At 38.7% G+C, this 23072-nt stretch carries 24 protein-coding genes; 4 read left to right on the forward strand and 20 right to left on the reverse strand.

What is annotated here, in order from left to right:
• Positions 1–10: 10 nt before the first annotated feature.
• A complete protein-coding gene (locus BLT94_RS09635; protein ID WP_092233341.1) occupies positions 11–1315 on the forward strand; it encodes a phenylacetate--CoA ligase family protein in 1305 nt (434 codons plus the stop codon).
• A gap of 22 nt (positions 1316–1337) precedes the next feature.
• Positions 1338–1769: an ACT domain-containing protein gene (locus tag BLT94_RS09640; protein ID WP_092233344.1), complete on the forward strand. Its 432-nt coding sequence runs from the start codon at positions 1338–1340 to the stop codon at positions 1767–1769.
• A 159-nt stretch (positions 1770–1928) separates the two neighbouring features.
• Here the strand turns inward: BLT94_RS09640 and BLT94_RS09645 are convergent, their stop codons facing one another.
• From BLT94_RS09645 to BLT94_RS09695, 11 genes are all read right to left on the reverse strand, one after another.
• The gene (locus BLT94_RS09645; protein ID WP_092233347.1) at positions 1929–2864 is read right to left on the reverse strand and encodes an AAA family ATPase; all 936 of its coding nucleotides are present in this window, start codon (positions 2862–2864) and stop codon (positions 1929–1931) included.
• Between the two features lie 161 nt (positions 2865–3025).
• Entirely contained in the window at positions 3026–3439 is a 414-nt protein-coding gene (locus BLT94_RS09650; RefSeq protein WP_092233350.1) for a hypothetical protein, read from the reverse strand.
• A gap of 214 nt (positions 3440–3653) precedes the next feature.
• On the reverse strand, positions 3654–3923 hold the full coding sequence (gene atpE, locus BLT94_RS09655; protein ID WP_014957338.1) for an ATP synthase F0 subunit C: 270 nt from the start codon (positions 3921–3923) through the stop codon (positions 3654–3656).
• Between the two features lie 74 nt (positions 3924–3997).
• The gene (gene atpB / locus BLT94_RS09660) at positions 3998–4687 is read right to left on the reverse strand and encodes a F0F1 ATP synthase subunit A (protein WP_014957337.1); all 690 of its coding nucleotides are present in this window, start codon (positions 4685–4687) and stop codon (positions 3998–4000) included.
• A 1-nt stretch (position 4688) separates the two neighbouring features.
• Positions 4689–5090 carry an ATP synthase subunit I gene (locus tag BLT94_RS09665; protein ID WP_014957336.1) on the reverse strand — a complete coding sequence of 134 codons (402 nt, stop codon included), beginning with the start codon at positions 5088–5090 and terminating at the stop codon, positions 4689–4691.
• The gene (locus BLT94_RS09670) at positions 5090–5308 is read right to left on the reverse strand and encodes an AtpZ/AtpI family protein (protein ID WP_014957335.1); all 219 of its coding nucleotides are present in this window, start codon (positions 5306–5308) and stop codon (positions 5090–5092) included. The genes BLT94_RS09665 and BLT94_RS09670 overlap by 1 nt, the downstream gene beginning before the upstream one ends.
• A gap of 96 nt (positions 5309–5404) precedes the next feature.
• Positions 5405–6454: a selenide, water dikinase SelD gene (selD, locus tag BLT94_RS09675; RefSeq protein ID WP_092233353.1), complete on the reverse strand. Its 1050-nt coding sequence runs from the start codon at positions 6452–6454 to the stop codon at positions 5405–5407.
• Between the two features lie 45 nt (positions 6455–6499).
• Complete coding sequence (gene pgeF / locus BLT94_RS09680; RefSeq protein WP_092233356.1) at positions 6500–7225, reverse strand: peptidoglycan editing factor PgeF; 726 nt, start codon at positions 7223–7225, stop codon at positions 6500–6502.
• Positions 7215–7697, reverse strand: coding sequence for a D-glycero-beta-D-manno-heptose 1-phosphate adenylyltransferase (rfaE2, locus tag BLT94_RS09685; protein ID WP_092233359.1), 483 nt, complete (start codon positions 7695–7697; stop codon positions 7215–7217). The genes pgeF and rfaE2 overlap by 11 nt, the downstream gene beginning before the upstream one ends.
• Positions 7690–8475, reverse strand: a complete 786-nt coding sequence (locus BLT94_RS09690) for a carbon-nitrogen family hydrolase (RefSeq protein WP_092233362.1) — start codon at positions 8473–8475, stop codon at positions 7690–7692. Before BLT94_RS09690 ends, rfaE2 begins: the two co-directional genes overlap by 8 nt.
• Before the next feature lie 300 nt (positions 8476–8775).
• Entirely contained in the window at positions 8776–9306 is a 531-nt protein-coding gene (locus BLT94_RS09695) for a hypothetical protein (protein ID WP_092233365.1), read from the reverse strand.
• A gap of 465 nt (positions 9307–9771) precedes the next feature.
• Between BLT94_RS09695 and BLT94_RS09700 the strand changes: the two genes are divergently transcribed.
• Both BLT94_RS09700 and BLT94_RS09705 read left to right on the forward strand, forming a co-directional pair.
• Positions 9772–10857, forward strand: a complete 1086-nt coding sequence (locus BLT94_RS09700; RefSeq protein ID WP_092233368.1) for a DNA-methyltransferase — start codon at positions 9772–9774, stop codon at positions 10855–10857.
• 278 nt (positions 10858–11135) lie between these two features.
• Positions 11136–11693: a response regulator gene (locus BLT94_RS09705; RefSeq protein ID WP_092233371.1), complete on the forward strand. Its 558-nt coding sequence runs from the start codon at positions 11136–11138 to the stop codon at positions 11691–11693.
• A 209-nt stretch (positions 11694–11902) separates the two neighbouring features.
• Here the strand turns inward: BLT94_RS09705 and BLT94_RS09710 are convergent, their stop codons facing one another.
• From BLT94_RS09710 to BLT94_RS09750, 9 genes are all read right to left on the reverse strand, one after another.
• Entirely contained in the window at positions 11903–13195 is a 1293-nt protein-coding gene (locus BLT94_RS09710; RefSeq protein WP_092233374.1) for a TRAP transporter large permease, read from the reverse strand.
• A gap of 216 nt (positions 13196–13411) precedes the next feature.
• A complete protein-coding gene (locus BLT94_RS09715) occupies positions 13412–13894 on the reverse strand; it encodes a TRAP transporter small permease (RefSeq protein ID WP_092233377.1) in 483 nt (160 codons plus the stop codon).
• A 42-nt stretch (positions 13895–13936) separates the two neighbouring features.
• Positions 13937–15013, reverse strand: a complete 1077-nt coding sequence (locus BLT94_RS09720) for a TRAP transporter substrate-binding protein (RefSeq protein WP_092233380.1) — start codon at positions 15011–15013, stop codon at positions 13937–13939.
• 188 nt (positions 15014–15201) lie between these two features.
• Entirely contained in the window at positions 15202–16782 is a 1581-nt protein-coding gene (locus tag BLT94_RS09725) for a class I adenylate-forming enzyme family protein (RefSeq protein ID WP_092233384.1), read from the reverse strand.
• 270 nt (positions 16783–17052) lie between these two features.
• Positions 17053–17988: a BKACE family enzyme gene (locus tag BLT94_RS09730; protein ID WP_092233387.1), complete on the reverse strand. Its 936-nt coding sequence runs from the start codon at positions 17986–17988 to the stop codon at positions 17053–17055.
• 43 nt (positions 17989–18031) lie between these two features.
• Positions 18032–18514: an Lrp/AsnC family transcriptional regulator gene (locus BLT94_RS09735; protein WP_092233390.1), complete on the reverse strand. Its 483-nt coding sequence runs from the start codon at positions 18512–18514 to the stop codon at positions 18032–18034.
• Positions 18515–18553: 39 nt separating this feature from the next.
• Positions 18554–19891 carry an aspartate aminotransferase family protein gene (locus tag BLT94_RS09740; protein ID WP_092233393.1) on the reverse strand — a complete coding sequence of 446 codons (1338 nt, stop codon included), beginning with the start codon at positions 19889–19891 and terminating at the stop codon, positions 18554–18556.
• A gap of 220 nt (positions 19892–20111) precedes the next feature.
• Positions 20112–21734 carry an aromatic amino acid lyase gene (locus tag BLT94_RS09745; RefSeq protein WP_092233394.1) on the reverse strand — a complete coding sequence of 541 codons (1623 nt, stop codon included), beginning with the start codon at positions 21732–21734 and terminating at the stop codon, positions 20112–20114.
• A 934-nt stretch (positions 21735–22668) separates the two neighbouring features.
• A complete protein-coding gene (locus tag BLT94_RS09750) occupies positions 22669–22953 on the reverse strand; it encodes a hypothetical protein (protein ID WP_092233397.1) in 285 nt (94 codons plus the stop codon).
• Between the last annotated feature and the right edge of the window lie 119 nt (positions 22954–23072).

Raw genomic sequence — 23072 nt, forward strand, 5'->3', positions numbered from 1 at the left:
GGAATAAAAAATGCCCATTTATAATATTGATTCCGAAACAATGCCAAGGGAAGGCATTGAAGCGATTCAGCTAAAAAGACTCCAAACAACCATTGAACGGATTTACGTCACTGTTCCTTTTTACAAAAAGACATTTGACAAAGCCGGGATTAAGCCCTCGGATATCAAGAGCCTTGATGATCTCAAACGGCTGCCCTTTACAACCAAACTGGATTTAAGGGACAACTATCCCTATGATATGTTTGCCGTACCCATGGAAAACATTGTTCGTATCCATGCATCTTCAGGCACTACTGGAAAACCTACCGTTGTGGGTTATACAAAAAGGGACATTGATACTTGGGCCAGACTTATGGCAAGATGCTTTGCTGCTGCCGGCGGAACAAGTGGTGATATTATCCACAATGCCTTTGGATATGGGCTGTTTACAGGCGGCTTGGGGGTTCATTATGGTGCTGAAAAACTTGGTGCATCCATCATACCGGTTTCAGGCGGCAATACCAAACGTCAGATTACCATTATGCAGGATTTCAAACCGACCATACTCACCGGCACCCCTTCTTATGTTCTTCATCTTGCAGAGGTTGCCGATGAAATGGGCGTTGATTTCAAAAACCTTTATTTTAAATCTGGAATTTTTGGTGCAGAACCATGGTCTGAAAATATGAGAGAAGAACTTGAATCAAAACTTCACCTGAAAGCCATGGATATTTACGGACTAAGTGAAGTCATCGGCCCCGGCGTTGCAATTGAATGTTACGAAGAACAAAAGGGCCTGCATATTTTTGAAGATCACTTTATTGTTGAAATTATTGATCCGGAAACACAAGAAGTTCTTCCATATGGTGAAACCGGGGAACTTGTTTTTACATCCATCACCAAAGAAGCCTTCCCTGTAATCCGGTATCGGACCAAAGACATTACCTCTTTAAATCCTGCACCCTGCATCTGCGGAAGAACCCATATAAGGATGAACAAACCCTCGGGCCGTACCGATGACATGTTGATTATCAGAGGCGTTAACGTCTTTCCGTCCCAGATTGAAAGTGTTTTAATGGAGACAAAACAAATTCTTCCCCATTATCAGCTGGTGGTTGACAGAAAAGGAAATCTTGACAGCCTTACCGTAAAAGTTGAAATTGATGAAGAACTTTTCAGTGATGAAATAAAGACTCTTCAGACCATGGAACAAAAAATCTCCAATGATATCAAAGAGTATCTGGGAGTTTCGGCAAAAGTTATGCTTGTTGAGCCAAAGACCATTGAAAGAAGCGAAGGAAAAGCAGTACGAGTCATTGATAATCGAAAAATTTAAATTACTTTAAGGGGTAAACACAATGTGTGCTGAACAAATTTCCGTATTTATTGAAAACAAGGAAGGCAGACTTGCAGAAGTTACTGCAATCTTAAGGGATGCCAATGTTAATATCAGGGCTTTATCCCTTGCAGATACAACTGATTTCGGTGTATTGCGCTTAATTGTAAATAACAATGAAGGCGCAAAAACTGCATTGAAAAAAGAAGGGTTTACCGTGGGCATAACACAGGTTATAGCCGTTGAAGTGAGAGATGAGCCCGGTGGATTGAATAATATTTTAGATCCACTTTCTGAAAATGAAGTTAATGTGGAATACATGTATGCATTTGCCAATCCGCAATGCAAAAATGCCATCATGATTTTCCGATTTGATGATCATGACAAAGCATTAAAAATCCTGGCCGAACAAAATATTAAAGTGATTAACAGCCAGGAAATCTGTAATCTATAAAAAAAATCAGGGGGGCTGCCGGATGTAAAGACGGCAGTACCCCAACTTTTTATCCTATTCTAACGGATTGTCAATTTGGAATGACTTGTGGAGGCAGGAATAAAAAATCCGGGCAACCTCTGCATAGGTTTCAGCAGGCGTAAATTTTGGAAACAAAGACTAAAGAAGTGCGGACTCATCCTTGGTCACTTTTCTTACCAATTCCTTGTAGTCAGCTGATGCAGTAGAACCGGGAGCAAACTCAAAAATAGATTTTCCATAAGATGGTGCCTCGGAAAGGCTTTCACAGTATCTTATGGGAGTACACATATATTCCGAATATAATTTTTTAAGCTGTGAATATATTGTTTCAGGTCCCTTTATCCGGGTATCCATAAAAGTGGGAACAATATATTTTAGGACAATTTCCTTTCGATATTTTTGAATTGATCCCAAACTTTTCATAAATTCCGACAATCCCTGAAGTGGCATTACTTCCAATGCTACCGGCACGAGAAGTTCTGTGGCATAAAACAGAACATTGACTATTAGCTGATCCCATCCGGGAGCCGTATCAATAATGATAAAATCATATCGTTGATCCAATTCTTTCATAGCTTCAGATAAGGTCCATTCTGCACCAAAACTTTTGCGATCAATAATTCTTTTAACACCTGCCAGTGATTTCCCTCCGGAAAGGAGCCAAAGATTTTTTCTGGCCCTGACAATACACTCTTCAGGCGCAAGCTCTTTTGTCAGCAATTCCGTTAAACCTGCTCTTGTTTTTTTCCCAAGGATATAGGAGGATTGACCCTGAGTATCTGTATCAACAAGCAGGACTTTATGCCCGGCAAGGGCTAATCCGGCACTCAAGTTGACTGAAGTCGTGGTTTTACCGACACCGCCTTTACTCAAGGTAACACAAATTTTTCTGGCATTAATTTTTGATTCTTGAAATTTTTCTTTATTAATGATCTGGTCAAGTTGCACAGGAAATTTATGACCGCAGGATTTACATCTTGCAGCAATTTTTTTTCCTAAAGGCGCATTTTCTTTAAGACTATCTAAATTGACTTTGTGTTTTTTTGCACATTTAGGACAGACAATAATAGCCACTAATCCTCCTTCTTAAGTTCCCTATAACGGCCACGGCAGATCAATCTGCCACAACAAATAATGAAAGACATTTAATTTCAGCAGGTTAAAAGTTCTTTCATATAAATCAACAAGGATATTGTCCATAATATCATTTCTCTAAGGCATGAAATATTTTTTTCTTAATCAAACAAAATAGTATCATCTTTTAACACTTGTTCTTTCATTTCTGCAACGATCTTTGAAATTTGATCAGCAGTTTTTTGTTTCATATCCATCCATTGAATACCACAGTGCCAATGTTTAGAAGGGCTCAATGAAAAATGAACAATCCGACCGTTCAAATCTTTAATTTTTAAATCAAAAATATTAAGTTCACAACTTTTTAAAATCTGGTCAATGGTAAACGCTGATTTATCTTCAAGAACAATGCCGATACTATCCAGACAAATATCCAGTACAGGATATTGTGTATTGTTAATTGTAACCAGGACATTCTGACTGTCTTTAACAGGAACACGAAATGATTTGCGAACAATTTCAGGTAAAGTTGAATCGTCTTTTATCTTCCCAAATTCAATGGATTGATCATTCATATGCCACCTTCTAAATCGCAGGAAAATATTAAATTTTCATCTGATTTCATATCATATAGTCCTAAGTTCTAAAGTCGCCTGAAAATATAGCAATAATGACAGACCCAGGCAAGAGAAATCGTTAAAACAGGATAAAATGGAAAAAGGGTATAAGATAAAAAAGCATCTTATACCCTTTTTAAGACGATAGTCAGTCTAATTTATGCAGTATGGCTTAGTGTCCGCCCAAAGCAGCAATAGCACCCTTAAGAGCAGGATGAGCATACATAAGGATCAAGGCAACAACAAGTGCATAGATACAAAGAGATTCAATCATTGCAAGACCGATCAGCATGTTAACCTGAATTTTACCGGCTGCTTCAGGATTTCTTGAAATACCACTCATAGCACCACTCAAACCCAGGCCCTGACCAATACCGCAACCAAAAGCGGCAATACCAATTGCAAGACCTGCTGCCCATACACTACCAACTAGAAATTCCATGTTTTACTCCTTAATATAATTTAATAAATAATATAAAATAACGGGCTTCTTCCCAGTTCCCGTAAAACGACTTATTAATGTGCTTCTTCTATTGCACCCGCAATATACATGGTTGACAACAAAAAGAATACAAACGCCTGTACCAGAGCAACAAATGCTCCCAAAGCCATGACCGGCAAAGGTGCAAGAAACATTCCCCCAAGTCCCAGAAGAATACCGACAACCAGCTCATGACCTGCCATGTTTCCAAAAAGACGGAAAGTAAGAGACAGAACTCTTGCGGAATGACCTATAAGTTCAATGGGTAAAAACAAGGGAATCATTGCAGGAACAGGCCCTAAAAAATGTTTAATATACTTGAAACCATGCTGTTGAACACCAATTACATGACTCCATAAAACCGCAATAATAGCTAAACCCAGGGTTGTATTAATATTTGCCGTTGGGGGAAAAAATGCAGGAACCAATCCCATGAGATTTCCCAGCAGAACAAACAAAAATATTGTCAATACAAGCGGATAAGATTTTCTTCCCTCATCCCCTGTAACCGTAACCATAAACTCTTCAAGCCCCGAGATCAGAACTTCAAATACATTCTGTGCAGCTTTGGGCACCATTGTAATACTCTTTCCTGCAAGCCAGCCGAAAAATATTAAAACAATCATACACAGCCACATATATGTAACATGTGGATATGCTGCCGCCCACTCTTCCAAACCTATCATTCCAAAAAATGACGTAAGAATCAAATACGGATGTTCCACCTTATACCGCCTCCTTGAATAATAATCTTGTTAACTCAAGCACCGTAGCCATAAACATGCTTGCCACAACAACAGACAGACCCGCCAAAAGACCCAGCGGATGCACAATATGGTTTGATATAAGCAGGAAAATCACTGTCCCGCTTATCGCAAATCGGATATAGTATTTTACCAGGACATTGCTCACAATCGAACGTCCTTGCTCTGATACGACTTCGGGGTGAAACATGTTTTTAAGCGTGTTTTTCAAAAGATGAAAATTAATTGCCACAATCAATCCACCAAGAATGATTCCCAAAGCAAATTTTACCGGGGTCATCATCAGGCCGATCATTCCTCCGAACAGCAATAAAAGCCAGTTGGAAGTTGTAACAAAATTAACTATCTTATGAAGATCCTGCATTAAAACTTTCTTCCCTTTTTACCTGCTCTGATAATATTGCTGAATCCGGCTGCAATACCAAATGCAAGCCCGATAAACATCAGGACAGGGTCTGTATCAAATTTCTTATCCAGCCAGATTCCAATGAAAAGACCGATAAAAATTGAAATTGCCACGGACAATCCAAGGCTGGCAAAATATCCAAGTTCTCTGACGGTTTTGCCGGTTTCCTTTTTCATCTTATACCTTCCAAATCCTTTCCTTTAGCCTTCAAAGATCAATTTATCTTGAGAGCAAATAACATATGCTGAATCTCAAGTCAATGTGAAAACGCATTAAATCATTCTCAAAAATCCAGCATTGCTGTCACGGGTAATTTCACCAACTATCCAGGCGTTTTGACCATTTATTTTCATTTTCTCAACGCAGGCCCCGGCTATGTCTTTGTTCAGGCTGATCAACAGACCACCTGATGTTTGTGGGTCAAACATCAGGTCAACTACGGCCCTGTCAACAGCCGGATCAATATGAGTCGATGCTTCAAAAAACTTCCGATTTTTATGAGCCCCCGCCGGCACCATTCCCATATTTGCAAAATCAAGCACACTGTTTAAAAAAGGCACCTTTGAGGTATGGAGAGTAATCTCTTTTTTTGATCCTTTTGCCATTTCCAGCAAATGCCCTGCCAGTCCGAATCCTGTAACATCTGTACAGGCATTGACCTTAAATTGTGTCATTACCATGGCTGAAGCTTTGTTTAACAGGGACATGACCGACACGGATTCATTTATATTCTCTTTTGTGGCAAGCTTTGCCTTTATGGCCGTTGACATGATTCCGGTTCCCACAGGTTTTGTTAAAATAACAGCATCCCCTGTGGCAGCTGCAGCATTGGTCAATACCTTATCTGGGTGAACAATACCGGTAACGGAAAGCCCGTACTTAAACTCATCATCCTCCACTGAATGACCGCCGACAAGAACGGCACCAGACTCATTAATCTTATCCATGCCACCTTTTAAGGTTTTGGCCAGAATATCCTCAGCAAGATCACAGCTGGGAAAACAGACGATATTCATAACTGTAATGGGGCTGCCCCCCATGGCATAAACATCACTCAAAGAATTGGCAGCAGCAATCTGGCCGAATTCATAGGGTGAATCGGTAATCGGAGTTAAAAAATCAAGGGTCTGGATAAGTGCTGTCTGTGAATTCAATTTGTACACACCAGCATCATCCGGCGAATCAAGCCCGACAATCAGGTTGGGATGCGATTTTATTTCAAGTCCTTGAACAATTCGATCCAGCGTCCCTGGATCAAGTTTGGCAGCTCAACCGGATGCTTTTACTTTCTGTGTCAAAAAAACTGCATTACTTTTTTCCATTTACTTTTTTCCATTTCAAATTTATATATCAAAACTCAGCCCATATCACCGCATTGATATCACACAGGCAAATCTGCTATCAGTTTTTTCGCCCCGAAAAGAATAAAACAGATCTGTATGACATTTTGTACAAATTTCCATATTTTCAATATGTTCTTTTTTAACCCCTTTATCCAGAAGCTGATCAGAACTCATTTCCCAGAAATCAAAATAATTTTTATCTTCAATTTTATACTTCCATATTTTTTTTGGGATTTCAGCCTTATAATTAATAAATTCGGAACAACATGGGCCAAGGGATGGAGAGATACCGGCAATAACATCTTCAGGCTGACAGCCAAACTCTAAAATCATTTTGTCCAGACAATTTCCAATAATATTTTTAACACTCCCCCTCCAGCCGGAATGAATGTTTGCAATAATTTTTTGCACCGGATCATACATCATTACCGACTGGCAATCGGCCACCCGGATCACAAGCGCCACATCCTTTATATTGGTAATGACACCGTCAGCGGTGCTGGTCTCTTTTCCCGAATCAAAATTTTCAGTTAGTTTCGTATCATACTTTTTTAACACCTTGATCTTATCCCCATGAACCTGATTTAAAAAGACAAGGGATTTTCGACCGATTTTAGAATCAATACCAATTCTCAGAAAATCAAAGGGAGTTGCAAGAGTTTTATTCATCCTTGTAAATATACCGTGAACAATATCAGGACAGGCCTTAAAAAGCTCAAATTCATAAACGTTTATATTATTATTTTCCATAATAAAGAGTACCGATTCGTTCTATAATTTTTGTCGTGGAAATATCAGGTTCCAAAATGATCCTTTCTACGCGACCCCCATTGCGTTTCACAAAATCTGCTCCAATGATCTTATCTTCAGACCAATCCGCTCCTTTAACAAGTACATCAGGACAGACAGCCTCAATCAATTTCCCGGGATCAGGTTCATCAAACAATACAACATGATCAATACACGCCAGGGATGCAATAACATAAGATCTATGATCCTGACCCAAAACCGGACGTTTTTCTCCTTTGATACGCTTCACAGAATCATCGGAATTTAGCCCTAAAATTAGAATGTCTCCAAATTCTGCCGCATGCGTTAAGTATTTTACATGGCCGGCATGAAGGATATCGAAACATCCATTGGTAAATACAATGGTCTTGTCAGCATTCTTATATTGCCTGGATAATATTTTAATCTCAGCAAAAGTGGAAATTTTATCCATAGATTTCAGGTCTCCTGTCCGTCATGCAGGGAATTAACGCTCTGGCCGTTTTCACAAGGCCATAATCAATCTTGGCAAAAACACTTGTTTCATCACATCCGGCATCGGCAAGAACATTGCCCATGGGATCCACAATCATGGACATCCCTGGAAAATGCAACAACTCATCACTGCCTGTCCGGTTTGAACAGACCATAAACAATTGATTTTCAACCGACCGTGCCGTGACCAGGGTTTTCCAATGCTCTTTTCTGGATTCCGGCCACTGCGCCGAAACAACAATCATTTGTGCCCCCTGCAAAAAAAGTGATCTTGCAAGCTCCGGAAACCTCAAATCATAACAGGTCATCAGTCCTATTTTTCCAAAACTTGAGTCGATTGTGACAATTTTATCTCCGGCAGTATAATACAGATTTTCACCGGTCAACCGAAAAAGGTGCAGTTTTCTATATACCCCTTTTACTTTTCCATCCACATCAATGAACACCATGGTATTGTAAATTTTATTTGCTTTCTTTTCAGGAAGCGTTCCCACTATGGCAATCTTCTTTTTTTCGGCAAAAAAAGAAAGTTCTTCAACGACCTTATCTGTTTTTTTTGAATGCCGACTTAAATTTTCATTATCAAAAGAACAGGAAAACATTTCCGGCAGGACTGCAAGAGAAACATCTTGAGATGCCAGCTTCTCCAAATATCCAAAAACAGTATTCAAATTGGTTTCAATTTGCCCGTTTTTTATATCAAACTGCACAACACCGGCTTTAATTTTTTTTCTCAACCTTCTCAATCTTCCTTTTTTTTAAAGCGTTACCTTTCAAAGCCTTACCATGGATAAACACCTCCTCACCATATAGTTTCACCCTTACATCGTCAATCTTTTTATCCCCACGGCCAATGCATATAAAAAAATATTAAAAAATCATTTTAATATAAAAAAACTTCTAAGGCGCAATATCATAAATAAATAGCCCGCAAAAAAGATCTGTAACTGCTATCTTAAATTTGGAAATAATGGGCTGTGGCCAAAACGTTTATAGGCACACTGAGTCGATGGAATATTTTATATTTGATATTGCGCCTAAGTGGAAAGATCAAGCACAGATCCCCCAAGTTCTCGAATTTTTTCATCAATGTCCTCAAGACTCTTCTCCATGGTTTCATATGAAATATCTGGTAATTTGCCTCCCCATGCTTTTTCAGCTTCCTGAAATCCCCGCAAAATGCCTTCTCTTCCTGATTTCAAACGTTCAAGGTCATCACCCGCCCCCTGAAGAACGAAATCTGAGATACGTTCAGATGTCTTTTTGACTCCCCAATAATCATTTTCACCAAAAAGTAACTGAGGATCTGAAATTTGATTTAAATCAGAATCAGGAGCTTCAAGTTTCAAATCCATGGATTCAGATAAAAAATTTTCTTTCATCAAGATGCCCTGTTTATTGAAACTTTCAAAGGCTTGGGATTTGACGTTGAGACTGAATTGACTGGATATCATGCTCAAATCCATTGATTTTTTGCTTGCCTGAGTACTGCGATTGCTTTTAACCGAAGCTGAAAATTGATTCAGCTTATAATTCAACGAATGCCCTGAAATAGTAGATGTTTTCATGTTTTTATCTTTCCCTTCCAAACTTCATTTATTTGCGACCCTTTAATTTAATACCTCAATTTTCGGACTTAAATCATGTTATGACAGACGGGTCACCCATTAAAAGGTTATTGCCAAGAGAATAAACCAGCATCACAAAAAAAAACTCGAGAATACAAGCCGGACCCAATCCAAATTGGGTTAATACTAAAAATATTTATTCGAATATTTAAGATATCGTTCAAACGAAGACTGAACTTTAAAAAAAACTAAAATTATTTTTTATAATATATTTGGAATGTTAGGAGGCAAATTCAATTAATCCATAAATTGAAACATTAAGTGACTTGATTACAAGTATCAACCGGATGAATTTTGGGCAGACGAGTTTTGAGTGTTATTAAATTCTGAATCCTAAAAGGCTACACAAAAAATCATAAAATTGTTATGGTTTGATCCAAATTTTATTTATTGAGAACAAAACATATGAAAACGACCCATACATTTTTTTTTCAGGATTCAAACAATCTTGACTTGATCCCATCAAACACTATTGACCTTATTGTTACATCTCCTCCCTATCCCATGATTGAGATGTGGGATGACATCTTTTCCTCTCAGAATAATGCGATTGCAAAAGCCCTTAATAGAAAAGACGGCAACAAAGCATTTGAACTTATGCACAAAATACTTGATTCGGTATGGGATGAAATTTTCAGGGTCTTAAAATCCGGCGGATTTGCCTGTATAAATATCGGGGATGCCACAAGAACCATTAATTCAAATTTTGCAATTTACTCAAACCATTCAAGAATTCTTCAATATCTTGTTAAACTTGGGTTCTCAGCTCTGCCTGGAATAATATGGAGAAAACAGACCAATACTCCCAATAAATTCATGGGATCAGGTATGTTGCCGGCAGGCGCTTATGTCACCTTGGAACACGAATATATACTGATTGTCAGAAAAGGTGGAAAACGTGAATTTAAGAGCAATTATGAAAAACTCAACAGAAGACAAAGCGCCATATTCTGGGAAGAAAGAAATACTTTTTTCTCAGACATCTGGTTTGATATTAAAGGAACCCGTCAAGGACTTATTGATAAAGCTTCCAGAAACAGAAGCGCTGCTTTTCCATTTGAACTAGCCTACCGGCTGATCAATATGTATTCTGTTAAAGGGGACAATGTGCTTGACCCTTTTCTCGGCACAGGAACCACCATGGCAGCATCCATGGCTTCAGCCAGAAATACAATCGGATGTGATATTGATAATAGTTTTAATGAATATATACCCCGGATCAAAGAAAATATCATTGATCTGTCTAACCACCATATGGAGAACAGATTAAAAAAACACCTTGTTTTTGTTAATGAAAGGATAGCATCGGACAAACTCTTGAAACACAAAAATATGCCTTATGGTTTTCCAGTCATAACCAATCAGGAAAAGGAACTTATCTTGAATGAATTACTCACCGTAGAAATAATGCAGGATCACTCAATAGAGGTAACCCATTCCGATCATCCCCAAACTGCATTCTGCCAAGAATGTGATACGCGCCAGGAATAAAAAAAATCATTCTCCCCAAAAAACAATCAAACAGTCTCCATCTAAAAACAGGATTAAAAACAAACCAAATGAAATCAAAAAGGATCTTTTATCTTACCGCCTGTAATGGCTTGACTTTTCATTATGCTTTTATTACCTTATTTAGATAATAAAAAAATTAAAAACCTAGTATCTAATATTCAAATTAAGGATACTGGCAACATTATTTTAAGCTAAATATCATTTATCCCTTTATATATTTTTTTTGACTTATATTTTTTTTAACAAGGAGAAAAAAAATGACACAAACCGGTTCTTTTCTCAAAGACAAACATATATTGGCTGTTGACGATGAATGGGATGTAATTGAAACCATACAGGAAATTCTGGATGAAGCAAAAGTGGACATTGCCCAAGACTACGAAACCGCTTCTGCAAAAATTCTCCAGACCCAATATGATCTTGCCATTCTTGACATTATGGGCGTTAACGGAATTAAACTGTTAGAAGAATGCGTAAAAAGAGATATCCCGGCTGTTATGTTAACGGCCAATTCTCTGAATCCTGAATCCTTGATGCAGTCCATTAAAAAAGGAGCGATTTCCTATCTTTCAAAAGAACATTTAAGTGAGCTTGATTCATTGCTCAATGAACTTTTGGGAGAAAAAAACCAGGGCAAACCAGTTTGGAAACTTTTGTTTGAAAAACTTGGGAATCATTTCAACCAGCGTTTCGGGAAAGGCTGGAAAGATGATAACAAAGATTTCTGGAATGATTTTGAAAAAAACTGGGAAGTCTCAAGGGGCATTCAGGAAAGACTCTTACACGACAAAAACATCATCGATAAAGGGATATAACCCCGGATAAAAAATAGAACCAGGATTTAATAACACCAAAAACAATTCCAAACGTCTCAATTTAAGGGGTCACTAAATCCAAGGTCAGATCCGTCATACATCACCATAAGTCTTACAGAACAAGCAAAAGCCGGTATTCATAAGAAAACTTCTTCATGAATACCGGCTTTTTTATTTGTCAGGCAAAGGACCTGACTTTTTAGCTGTTTTTATAAATATCCAAAGAACCTGGGCAGAAAAAGAACAACTTCAGGAAAATACGTTAGAAAGAAAAGAACCCCAATCTGGATAGCCAGAAACGGCATTACAGCCCTTGAAACATAAATAATATCCCTTTTCGCCAGCGAACCCGTAATAAACAAACTCACCCCCATAGGCGGAGTACAGTATCCAATGGCAAGATTTACGGTCATAATAAGCCCGAAATGCATAGGATCTACATTGAACGGCCCCAGCAGGGGAAGAAAGACCGGACCCAAAATCAACGTGGCGGAAATAATATCCATGAACATGCCGATCATCAGCAACAATACATTCATGGCCATCAAAAAGACAAATGGTGACTGAATGCTTGCCACCACAACTTCCGCCACCCTGTTGGGAATATTTTCAAACGTCAGATATCTTCCAAAACAGGTTGCAGATGCAACAATCAACAACAAAGTTGCACTTGTTACGGCAGAGCTGACTGTTATCTCTTTTACATCTTTAAAATCTATAGACTTGTAAATAAACAGTTCAACAAAAAATGCATATACACTGGCAACGACAGCAGCTTCATTGGCAGTGAACATACCGGAAAAAATACCGCCGAAAATAATGACAATCAGCATGAATGCCCAGAAGCCTTCCTTAAAAATGGAAAAAAGCTGCATAAAATCCGGAGCAGGCAATCTGTTGATATCTGTTCTATTTCTATACTTTAGCCAGGTATAAAGACATACACATCCGATGATGAGAACACCGGGAACAAACCCTGTAATAAATAGTCCCTCTAAGGATACGTTGCTGATCATTGAATAAAAGATCATACTGATACTCGGAGGAATAATAACCCCTAAATTCGGTGAGGTAGTCATAAGCCCCAGTGTATAATCCTCATCATAGCCGTTTCTGATAAGGGCCGGGATCATGAACCCACCCAGTGCCACCACCGTGGCAACTGTAGAGCCCGAAATGGCACCAAACAGACCACAACCGATAACACCCGCCATTCCCAGTCCTCCCGGCAACCAGCTGACCAGTGCATTGGCCAGATTGATCAATTTTTCAACGGTCTTTCCCTTACTCATGATGTTGCCGCAAAGAATAAAAAACAGCACAACCACCAATGAGAAATTATCAAGACTTCTGAAAAGCGTTTGTGCCAAAAGAGCCAGGGGCATATCCAGGAAAACAACAAAACCTATGGTTGCCGTAAAAAACAGGCATAAAAAAACCGGTACATAGGTTGTCATACAACCTAGAAGAATACATAAAATAATCAAATCACTGATCTGCATGATGGTCCTTTTCTGTTTAGATCTGATTTTTTATATGAAAGAACTTCTAACCTCTTGGAATCAGATCTCTTTCATTTTTTTATTGTGGCAGATCAATCTGCCATGGCAGTTTATATGAAAGTTTTCAAAAATCCAAACAGCGACTTTCATATTTTGTTGTGGGCAAACCTAAGAAGACCAAATCATAGCATAAAATGGCCCGGTCTGCCCGTAGCGTTATTTAGATCTTATATCTTGAATAATCACCTGAATCGTCCGGATAAATATCATAACGCCCATTACAGGCATTATGGCATAAACAATGACAAGAGGAATCTGCATGATGATGGTTTTCTGATGGGTTAATAACTGCAAATGAGTCATTCTATAACCATAGAATACCATCATCCATGCAAAAATAAGCATCAACAAGTTGGTATAAAGTGTCAGGCCCGGTTTAAGCTTTGGGAAAATCTGGACAACAGCATCTATCCGGATCATTGCCCGCTGTTTAACAGCCACACTGGCCCCGACAAAGGTTGAATAAATCATCACGATACGAACCAGTTCCTCACTCCAGGCAAGGGTATAATTGAATCCGTATCTCAAAACAACATTGGCAAAAAGTGACATTAATGCCGCCATAACAATAATAAAAAGTGTCCACTCTTCAACATTTGTAAAAATAGTGTCTAATTTTTTTAAAGTTTTCCCAAGCATAAACCTAATTCCTGTATAATTAGAATGAAAATCCAGTGTTATTTATTGCAAGAAATCCTGAACTTCTTTTAAGAAATTCACAGGTTTATAGGTATCTCCGGGATAGAGCTGGTTAATTTCCGGTGCATACCTGTTATAAGCCCCATCGCTCTGCTCTTTGAGTATTTTCATTTCCGCTTCAGACAACTTGAAAAATTCAACCCCGTTTGCTTTTGCGGATTCAATATTTTCCATTTCCCATTTTGCTGTTCTTTTCCTGTTTTCAGCACACACATCATGAACAGTGGCAACAAAGGTTTCTCTCAAATCCTTGGGAAGCCTTGCAAGCCAAGCTTTATTAAAAATCCAGATAAACAGTCCCTGGGCATAATTTAATTGCGTAAAATTCTTTGCCACTTCAAATTTTTTTGTCAGGTTGCACACTGCGGGGGTATGATCCAAACCTGTTATAACGCCTTGTTTTAAAGCAATCTGAACATCAGGCCATGGCATGGAAACAGGATTAAACCCCCAGTTTCGATAACTCAACTGGTTCACGGCAGCCTCGGCAGTCCTGAATTTAATTTTTTTTGCAGCTGCAATGGTTTGAACCGGCTCAGTGGTTGCCCATCCGTAATTTCCATAACCGGTGATATCAAGACCTGTAATTCCTTGATGATCCATGGCATTCAAGAAATGATCAAACAATTTCTTGTTGGCAATGAATTTATCTAATTTTTCAAACGAGTCGATAAGAAAAGGCAAATTCACCATTCCAAAACGTGGTCCAAGGTTGGTAGAAGCAACAGAACTGACCCCCATACCTTGAACAGCACCCATCTGAAGCATGTTTAAAACCTCTACTTCACCACCAAGAATTGATAGGGGTTTAAAATCAACATAGATCTGACCATTTGTTCTTTTCCAAAGTTCATCCCTGATCTCAAAACCGGCATATGTCCCGACCAGAGCTGGCGTTGAAACATTTGAAATAATGCATTTGTATTTTGCTCCTTTGGGATCAAAATTAGGTTTCCATTTATCAAGCGAACTTTCTTTTTTTGCAAAAACAGAAGACGTAACGATAAATGATCCAACAAACAAAACAAGCAGTAATACTAAACATTTGCCAAGCTTCATACTAGTTCCTTTCCTAAAAATTTAAATTTATAATTTGTGGTGCAAGACTTAAAAAGTCTTGCACCTGTTTCAACTTTTGGAATCCAACTAATTTTTACTTTAACTATTTTGCACTTTACTAGAATGGTCAATGGGTTTTACTCTACGTCATACTTCAACAATAAGTCAAGCCCAATGAAAAGTTTTATTTAAACAAGTTGTTTAAACGCCTCCTTACGACCTGTAAATTTTTCCCTAAGTTGTGGTTTCATGAGTTTTCCTGTTGGATTTCGAGGAACATGATCAAAAAGAACCTTACGCGGCACCTTGTAAAGAGATATTTTTGATTTTGCAAATTCAATAACATCTTCTTCAGTCAAATGTTTGCCTTCTTTGGGTTGAACAACCGCAAGAACGATTTCCACCAGTCGGTCATCCGGATATCCGATACATGCGACATCATCTATATCAGGATGATCCATCAGTGCATCTTCAATTTCAACCGGAAAAATATTTTCACCACCACTGGTAATCATATCTTTCATTCGATCAACAATATAAAAATAACCGTCTTTGTCTTTCCTTAATAGATCTCCTGTATAAAGCCAACCATCTTTCAGGGTTTCTATCGTTTTTTCAGGATTCGAATAATATTCCCGCATCATTCTGGGTGTCCTGAACACCAACTCACCCACAGATCCGTCCGGAAGTTCCTCTCCTGTGGGACCAACAATTTTAGCTTCAACACCAAAGGTTGGTTTTCCAATGGAACCCGGTTTTTCAAGAACATCTTCCGGATAGAGATTAAAGCTGCCTCCACCGCCACCCTCTGTGATACCATAGATATTGGATACTCTACACGGCAGTTTTTCCACCACCAGCTTCATGGTATCATAGGGTACCGGCTGTGCGCCTATTTCCATATACTTCCATGATGAAAGATCATAGTCATCCAGATTTAACTCACCATTTTCAATTGCATTAAGAATGGCAATACCAATGGGAACAACAAAGAGAGTGTCTGTACATTTTTCTGCAGCAATTGCTTCAATGATGGATTTGGGATTTTTCAAATCTTTTACAATGGTTCCTGTTGCGCCTGTGGCATAAAACGGGGCCCACAAAAACATAGTACCGGAATGATACAGCGGGAGAAAAATCAGGTAATTATCATCTTTTTGAACAAAATATGTCATTCCATTGCTAACGGCTATGCTGTTCAAAGAAAAATGAGTATGCAAAACAGGCTTGGGCTTTCCTGTTGTGCCAGACGTAAACATCATGGCCAGTGAATGATCCCTTTCAACTTCAACCGATGCATCCGATGTATCTTCATAATTCTGCACGGCTTTAAAATTGATCATATCGTCGGGTACATCATCGCCAATACAAATATATTTTTTAATGGTGGTAAGATCTTTTTGAATGGGTTGAACAACCCTTAAAAATTCAGATCCGAGGATAAAAACATCCGGATTGCATACTTCGGCTGCATAGAGGACATCAGGACCTTCAAAACGGAAATTGAGTGGAACAACAACCGCACCCAACCGAATAATTGCATAATATGTCAAAACCCATTCAAGGGAATTATTCTGAAGGTGCATTACAAAGTCTCCATGCTTTACACCCAACTCATTTGCCAAAAAATTTGCTGTTCGATTAATCTCTTCATTAAATTCTTTCCAGGTAAAAGATCTCCTTTCTCCCGTTTCCGGGGTTCTTTCAATCAGGCAAACTTTTTCTGGAATATGCCGGGCATGAATTGAAGCATAACTTGAGTAATTCAACAGTATTCTCCTTAATTTTCGTTAATGGTATCCTACTAACCTCATCTCTCCTTATTAAAATTTTCAGAGACCTTCGAATAATGACACTTCCTATAAACTGCCACGGGCAGACCTATTCTTTCGCTCGGATTTGCCCACAACAAAATTTGAAAGTCACCGTTTAGATTTTTAAAGACTTTCTTATAAAAACAAACAGTTTACAATTTATATTTCAAAAAAAGGATGTTATTCAAAGGTCTTCTGTATCACTCAAATCGGTATATCATAAATCTAAAAATTAACCTTATCAAGCCCTTTCAAACCAAGAATCTGTCTTGTCTCTTCAGAAGTTGCAGGCTCAAGACTCATTTCCTTTGCAATCCGTTTTATCATGTTAACCTGATCTGCACTGGCCTTTGCCATAATTCCCTTGCCGGCATAAACAGAATCTTCAAGCCCGACCCTGACATTTTGTGCCCCCATTGCCATGGCAGTAGTGGTAATGGGAATCTGGAACCGTCCACCGGCTGCCACCGACCATGTGAAATTTCCTTCGCCAAGCACTTCCTTTGCCTCATCATAAATCAAAACCAAGTGTTTGACCGACGGCGTCATCCATCCGACCATGGGACCAAACACAAACTGAAGATGAACCGGGCCTTTTGTCAGATTTTCTTCAAGAAGCCATTTGACATATGACACATGCCCCAGTTCATAAATCTCAAATTCAGGTTTGGTATCCATTTCCATGAAAGTTTTACCATAAATCATATCATCATTGAATGTTGGTCTGAAGGTTACATTCTTGCACAGCTCCAAGTATTCGGGTTCCCAATCATATTTGTATTCCTTGAAACGACCCGCGATTTGAAAGATACCAAAGTTAAACGGTGCAGGATCAAAAGAACACATTTCAGGCTCAAGCCTTTTTATTGGAATCAGTTTCTCCTCCGTGGTCTGATTCATCCCGCCACCAGTTGTGGGAAGCAGTATCAAATCACACCTTGCCTTGATCTTTGAACATACTTCAATAAACAGTTCAGGGTCGGCCGACGGAAAACCATTCTCAGGATTTCTCACATGGATATGGGCAATGGCAGCACCAGCCTCATGGGCTTTCACGGCATCTTCCACAATCTGGTCAGGAGTTATTGGAAGGTAATCACTCATGGTTGGAATATGAACAGACCCGGTAATCGCAGCGGTAATTATTAATTTATTATCCATATTGTTTAATCCTCCTGTTGAAAAAAATTATAATTATGTTTTTTTACACTGTGTATTCTTCATCCAAATCAAGCACTAACAGTTTCTTTTCTTTTACATTATCAATCACAAAAGAAGATTTAACCACTTGAATCCCTTCTATCTGGGTGAGTTTCATATTCATAAACTCCCCATAGGCTTTAATATCCTTTGCAATCACCTTTAAAATAAAATCATTTGCACCGGCAATCTGGTAACATTCAATCACTTCATCCAGAGCAATAAACTTTTCTTTTATAACAGCCACGGAAGAAAGGCTACTCAAGCTTAAACCGATGTTCACCATGGCCATAATTGAAAACCCTATCTTTTCAGGATCAAGTACAGCCGTAAAATGAGAGATCACCCCTGCAAGCTCCAGTCGTTTTACCCTTTCAAGGGTTGCAGGGGCTGAAATCCCGACAATCTTGGACAATTTAGAATTTGTTGTTTTTCCATTTTCCTGAAGTGTATTCAAAATCTGTTTGTCAATTTTATCCAGAACCATTTATTCCCTCTTTTTGGAAAATCTTTTAAATTAAACCTATCAAAAAAGTAAATGGTTATATTTTTCTTCAATTAAAGGCAACAATTCTTTCAGGGTTTCATCTATCTTGTTGACCAGGAAATCAATCTCTTCTTCTGTAATTGCAGTGGACAAAATAAACAATCCCCTTGGAATTGTAAAAATCCCTTTATTCAATAAAGACAAATGCATCAGCCTATGGAGCTGTTCTTCTGATTTTAACACCTGATCAGCATTTGTTATGGGTTCATTGACAAAATGAATATTGAGCAAAGAGCCAATCTGGTTAGCCTGAATATTTAATCTGTTGGCTTTAAAACTTTCCAAAAGACCATTTTTAAACTGATCCCCCAGTTTATTTACATAGGCCACTGCAGCTTCATCATATTTGGACAAAGCCGCATATCCGGCCTGCATAACTGTTTCATACCCGTTAAATGTTCCTGAATGATACAATGGCTTTTCCGTGTTTTCATGGCAAAAGATATTCATTATCTCTTCTTTACCACCAAACACACCAATGGGAAGCCCGCCTCCCACAACTTTTCCAACCGTTGTCAGATCCGGAATCACGCCAAAAAGTTTCTGGCAACCGCCTGTATTTACCCTGTAAGAAAAAATCTCATCAAAAATCAACAGGACGTTATTATCCGAAGTAACTTTTCTTACATGTTCAAGATAACCGGGCTTTGGCAGGACTACGCCACCTGCACCAAGGAAGGGCTCCATGATTACAGCAGCAAGTTGGTCAGCATTTTCCTTAACCGCATTTTCAAAAGCATCAAAATCGTTAAAAGGCACTTCCAGCATATCCTCTGTCATTCCTTCGGGAATACCGGCAGTGATAACATTCTTTTTTGTTGATGCAGCCACACTGTCATGGGTTCCATGAAATCCACCGATCATTTTCAGAATCTTGTCTTTCCCGGTATAAGCTCTTGCCGTTCTCATGACAAACAAAGTGGCTTCTGTTCCTGAATTCAAAAACCTTACCTTATCAAAACCAGGCACCCTTTCACATAAGAGTTTTGCCAGCTTATACTGCCCGTCCGTAGGAGTGGAGTACTGAGACCCCTTTGCAATGCCGTCCCGAACTGCCCGAACAACATCCGGATCACCATGCCCATGAACAATAGCTCCATAAGCATTGGTGACATCAAGTAATTTATGCCCTTCATGAGTATAGACATACGCTCCCTGGCCATAATCGATATGAATGGGATAGGGTTTAAAATAACTTAAGCTTCTGGTAGCACCACCGGGAATATAATTGATCAGTTGCTCATGACGCTCCTTGGAAACCGGAAATTTTTCCTTATATGCATCTTCAATTTTCTTTTCAATTTGCTCTTCAATCATGGCGTTGTCCTTGTTATTTTTATATTGAAGTCTTCAAACCCAAACAGCGACTTTCATGTTTTGTTGTAGGCAAACCAAGGAGATCAATCTTAGAATAAATGGCCAAGGTCTGCCCGTTGCAGTCATATAAAAGTAGCGAATGTTGAGTAATCAGTATTTAATTTTCCCCACTCACCACTTTTATATTTTATTTTGCCATCAAGGGATGGGGGTTATTTTATTATTCTTTTTCGTGAACAATCAATAGTTCGCCAATTTCTTTTTCAACTTTTTCTACAAACTCACCTGATTCAATTCGGGCTTTGAGTTCTTCCATATGATCAATATAAACTTTGTCATGATCCAGGTACGGAAGGGTTTCTCGAACCGCTGCATGCATAATTTTACCGGCAGGACTCAATTTTTCAATACCTCTTAAATCCGCAGCCTGGGCAGCGCACATCAACTCAAAAGAGAGAATATGATTGGTATTCTCAACAATCTTCCTGGCTTTTCTTCCGGCAATCAGGCCAAAGCTGACGATATCCTGAAAGTCTGCCGTCGATGTGATAGACTGAATGGAAGCCGGAATGGCAAGAGTTCTGTTTTCCGCCACAAGAGAGGTTGTCATAAACTGACCGCCCATAAGCCCCATGCGAACCCCGGTATCTCCTTTACACAAGAAGGGAGGCAGACCTGTACTGTGATGTTCATCCATAAACCGGTCAATTCTCCGGTCACTGACAACACCCAAATTTATCATGGCGATTCCCAGGCAATCCATTGCAAATGAAATGGGCTGGCCATGAAAATGTCCGTTATGAATAAAAGTATCCCATTCCGTAAATATCAAAGGATTGTCATTACTGGAATTCAGCTCTCTTAAAAGGACTTCCTCGGCATGGGCTACAGCTTCTTTTGTAGGACCTACAAACTGAGGGGTACAACGAATAGAGTAGGCATCTTCAACAGGGATATCCGCAACGGCAATGCCTTCATGTTTTTTGAGTACAGCCTGAAGTGTCAAAGAGAGCTCCTGTTCATCAATGGCCAAATCACTGCCGGTCAAAAGCTTGGTCAGATTCATGGCGGTTGCATATTGACCCGGATGATATTTTTGTGCATGAACTCTTACATCAAAAGGATTGATTCTTCCCATTAGAGTCTCAATGGCAAATGCGGCTATAATGTCAGAGTTTTTCAATGTATTCTTGGCTTCAGTAATAACGGTACAGGCAAGACCGACCATCCCGGAAGTACCATTAATAAGAGACAATCCTTCTTTGGCATTCAAGAACATAAGCTCTACACCTGCCGCTTCCATTGCTTCCTTACCCGGCATTACTTTTCCATTATATTTTGCTTTCCATTCACCAAAAGCAACACTTGCAATACAACCCAATGGACCAAGATCACCACTGGTTCCAAGAGATCCTTTTCTGGGGATAACCGGGAAAACGTGATTGTTAATCATATCCAGATAGATTCTCAGATTTTTTTCCTTAATACCGGAGAAACCGCGACAAAGAGAGTTTGCCCTGGCGATCATGAACTTTCTGACAAGCGTATCCTCAAAGGGCTCGCCAACCTGTGTGGTGACACTCCTGACAAGGTTTTTCTGAAAATCGTTATCTCTTTCTTTTGGCAGAAGATGGTCAACCAGACCGCCACAACTTGTATTTACGCCATAGATACACCGTTCTTCATTGGCCCATTTATCAACCAAATCCCTGCAATCACGAATCTTGGGCCAGTTTTTATCATCAATCTCAACTTTGATAGACAGATCAGTCCCGGCTTTCATAAGTTCTTCAAGTGTTAATGTGTAACCGTCAAGAATTAAAGTATTTTCTTTGATTGGCATGGTGTTCTCCTCTGTATATTAGTTTAATAACTTATAACACTCTGTAAAAAAATGACCACTTCAACTTAAAATTTAAAAAAACAGACTCTAAACCAATTTGTATGTTCCGTTTTGTTTCAATTAATCAAATCCACAAATCTTTGTCAAGCATTAATTTTAATTTTATAAGGAAATTTCTTATTTTCTTGTAACTATCGAAAGCACATGTCCTAATTTTAACTTATTTTGTAAGCCTTTTTACGAGGTTTGCCTTATTTTAATTTTAATATTTCTGCTGTTCACCCAAACAAATCAGACCACTTTCTTGACAAACTCCAAACATTCCAAATCCATCATTTTCATATCACTACCACAACTGTCCTCGTTATCCATTTTTTCATACAACCACCTATTTATCTTAATAATTTCAATGTTATTGAGACAAACAACAACCAATCCAATATATAGTTAATGATTTATATATTGGGATTAATTTTTCACTGGTTTGAAATTTTTTGCTCTGCAGAATTGCACAGCTTGACAACCTGTCATAAAAAATCGTTCAATCCATGACAAATGGCCCTAAAAAATCAACAAAAAAAACCGTCATGGAATCAAAAACAAAATTTTATTATATTATCTGTTTACAAAGGCTTAAATTGATTGTGGATTCATTGATTACAAATAGAAAATGGCTGGTATCGAACCGGTATTCATCCCTTTCTGGGATTTAAATACCGATACGACTTATAAAATTTTTTCATAACGAATTGTCAGGCAGATATTCGACAGTACCCCAAACAAATTAAAACCGCTCAAATTTTTAATCGCCCGGTATTTACCGCTTGATTTTTACCGCTTGACGTTTTCCGGCAACATATTTCATCTATACCCCGCAACATACGCCAAACGGCATGGATATTTTTGCAGTCAGACCGACTGCTGTTTCCTATCCTCAGCCAACGGTCATAATATGAACGACATCGCCTTCATTTAATACCTCATCCATCCTCTCGCCATAGGGAAGATGTTTGATCATGTTGACAGCTACCCGGTATTCAATATCTACTTCATCCTTTTTGTCTAATAGAATTGTTTTGACGCTAGGGCCAAATTTACTTACCAGACCATTGACCAGATCCCGCAATGTATTCCCATTAAAAACAAAATCCAGCTTTTTCCGTTTTTTCATCAGTTTATAAAGAGCCGGGATCCCTTCAATTCTAAAATTTACCTTCATTAATATACTCCTTTCTTAAAATACAGAACATAATAAGCCCTAAATGAACTTTGACAAAAAGAACCCTTTAGCGCTTCATTCATACAAAACTTCGCCCAACATACTGTAATAATAAAAGT

The organism is Desulfobacula phenolica, assembly GCF_900105645.1.
Taxonomy (GTDB): Bacteria; Desulfobacterota; Desulfobacteria; order Desulfobacterales; family Desulfobacteraceae; genus Desulfobacula; species Desulfobacula toluolica.

What these genes read in the sequence shown, in the direction of transcription:
- BLT94_RS09650 (WP_092233350.1), bottom strand. Translation starts at nt 3,439, where the DNA reads ATGAATGATCAATCCATTGAATTTGGGAAGATAAAAGACGATTCAACT.
- BLT94_RS09635 (WP_092233341.1), top strand. Translation starts at nt 11, where the DNA reads ATGCCCATTTATAATATTGATTCCGAAACAATGCCAAGGGAAGGCATT.
- BLT94_RS09740 (WP_092233393.1), bottom strand. Translation starts at nt 19,891, where the DNA reads ATGATTGAAGAGCAAATTGAAAAGAAAATTGAAGATGCATATAAGGAA.
- BLT94_RS09745 (WP_092233394.1), bottom strand. Translation starts at nt 21,734, where the DNA reads ATGCCAATCAAAGAAAATACTTTAATTCTTGACGGTTACACATTAACA.
- BLT94_RS09705 (WP_092233371.1), top strand. Translation starts at nt 11,136, where the DNA reads ATGACACAAACCGGTTCTTTTCTCAAAGACAAACATATATTGGCTGTT.
- BLT94_RS09720 (WP_092233380.1), bottom strand. Translation starts at nt 15,013, where the DNA reads ATGAAGCTTGGCAAATGTTTAGTATTACTGCTTGTTTTGTTTGTTGGA.
- pgeF (WP_092233356.1), bottom strand. Translation starts at nt 7,225, where the DNA reads ATGGAAAATAATAATATAAACGTTTATGAATTTGAGCTTTTTAAGGCC.
- BLT94_RS09735 (WP_092233390.1), bottom strand. Translation starts at nt 18,514, where the DNA reads ATGGTTCTGGATAAAATTGACAAACAGATTTTGAATACACTTCAGGAA.
- BLT94_RS09730 (WP_092233387.1), bottom strand. Translation starts at nt 17,988, where the DNA reads ATGGATAATAAATTAATAATTACCGCTGCGATTACCGGGTCTGTTCAT.
- BLT94_RS09640 (WP_092233344.1), top strand. Translation starts at nt 1,338, where the DNA reads ATGTGTGCTGAACAAATTTCCGTATTTATTGAAAACAAGGAAGGCAGA.
- BLT94_RS09750 (WP_092233397.1), bottom strand. Translation starts at nt 22,953, where the DNA reads ATGAAGGTAAATTTTAGAATTGAAGGGATCCCGGCTCTTTATAAACTG.
- BLT94_RS09665 (WP_014957336.1), bottom strand. Translation starts at nt 5,090, where the DNA reads ATGCAGGATCTTCATAAGATAGTTAATTTTGTTACAACTTCCAACTGG.
- BLT94_RS09695 (WP_092233365.1), bottom strand. Translation starts at nt 9,306, where the DNA reads ATGAAAACATCTACTATTTCAGGGCATTCGTTGAATTATAAGCTGAAT.
- BLT94_RS09700 (WP_092233368.1), top strand. Translation starts at nt 9,772, where the DNA reads ATGAAAACGACCCATACATTTTTTTTTCAGGATTCAAACAATCTTGAC.
- BLT94_RS09715 (WP_092233377.1), bottom strand. Translation starts at nt 13,894, where the DNA reads ATGCTTGGGAAAACTTTAAAAAAATTAGACACTATTTTTACAAATGTT.
- rfaE2 (WP_092233359.1), bottom strand. Translation starts at nt 7,697, where the DNA reads ATGGATAAAATTTCCACTTTTGCTGAGATTAAAATATTATCCAGGCAA.
- BLT94_RS09670 (WP_014957335.1), bottom strand. Translation starts at nt 5,308, where the DNA reads ATGAAAAAGGAAACCGGCAAAACCGTCAGAGAACTTGGATATTTTGCC.
- BLT94_RS09710 (WP_092233374.1), bottom strand. Translation starts at nt 13,195, where the DNA reads ATGCAGATCAGTGATTTGATTATTTTATGTATTCTTCTAGGTTGTATG.
- atpE (WP_014957338.1), bottom strand. Translation starts at nt 3,923, where the DNA reads ATGGAATTTCTAGTTGGTAGTGTATGGGCAGCAGGTCTTGCAATTGGT.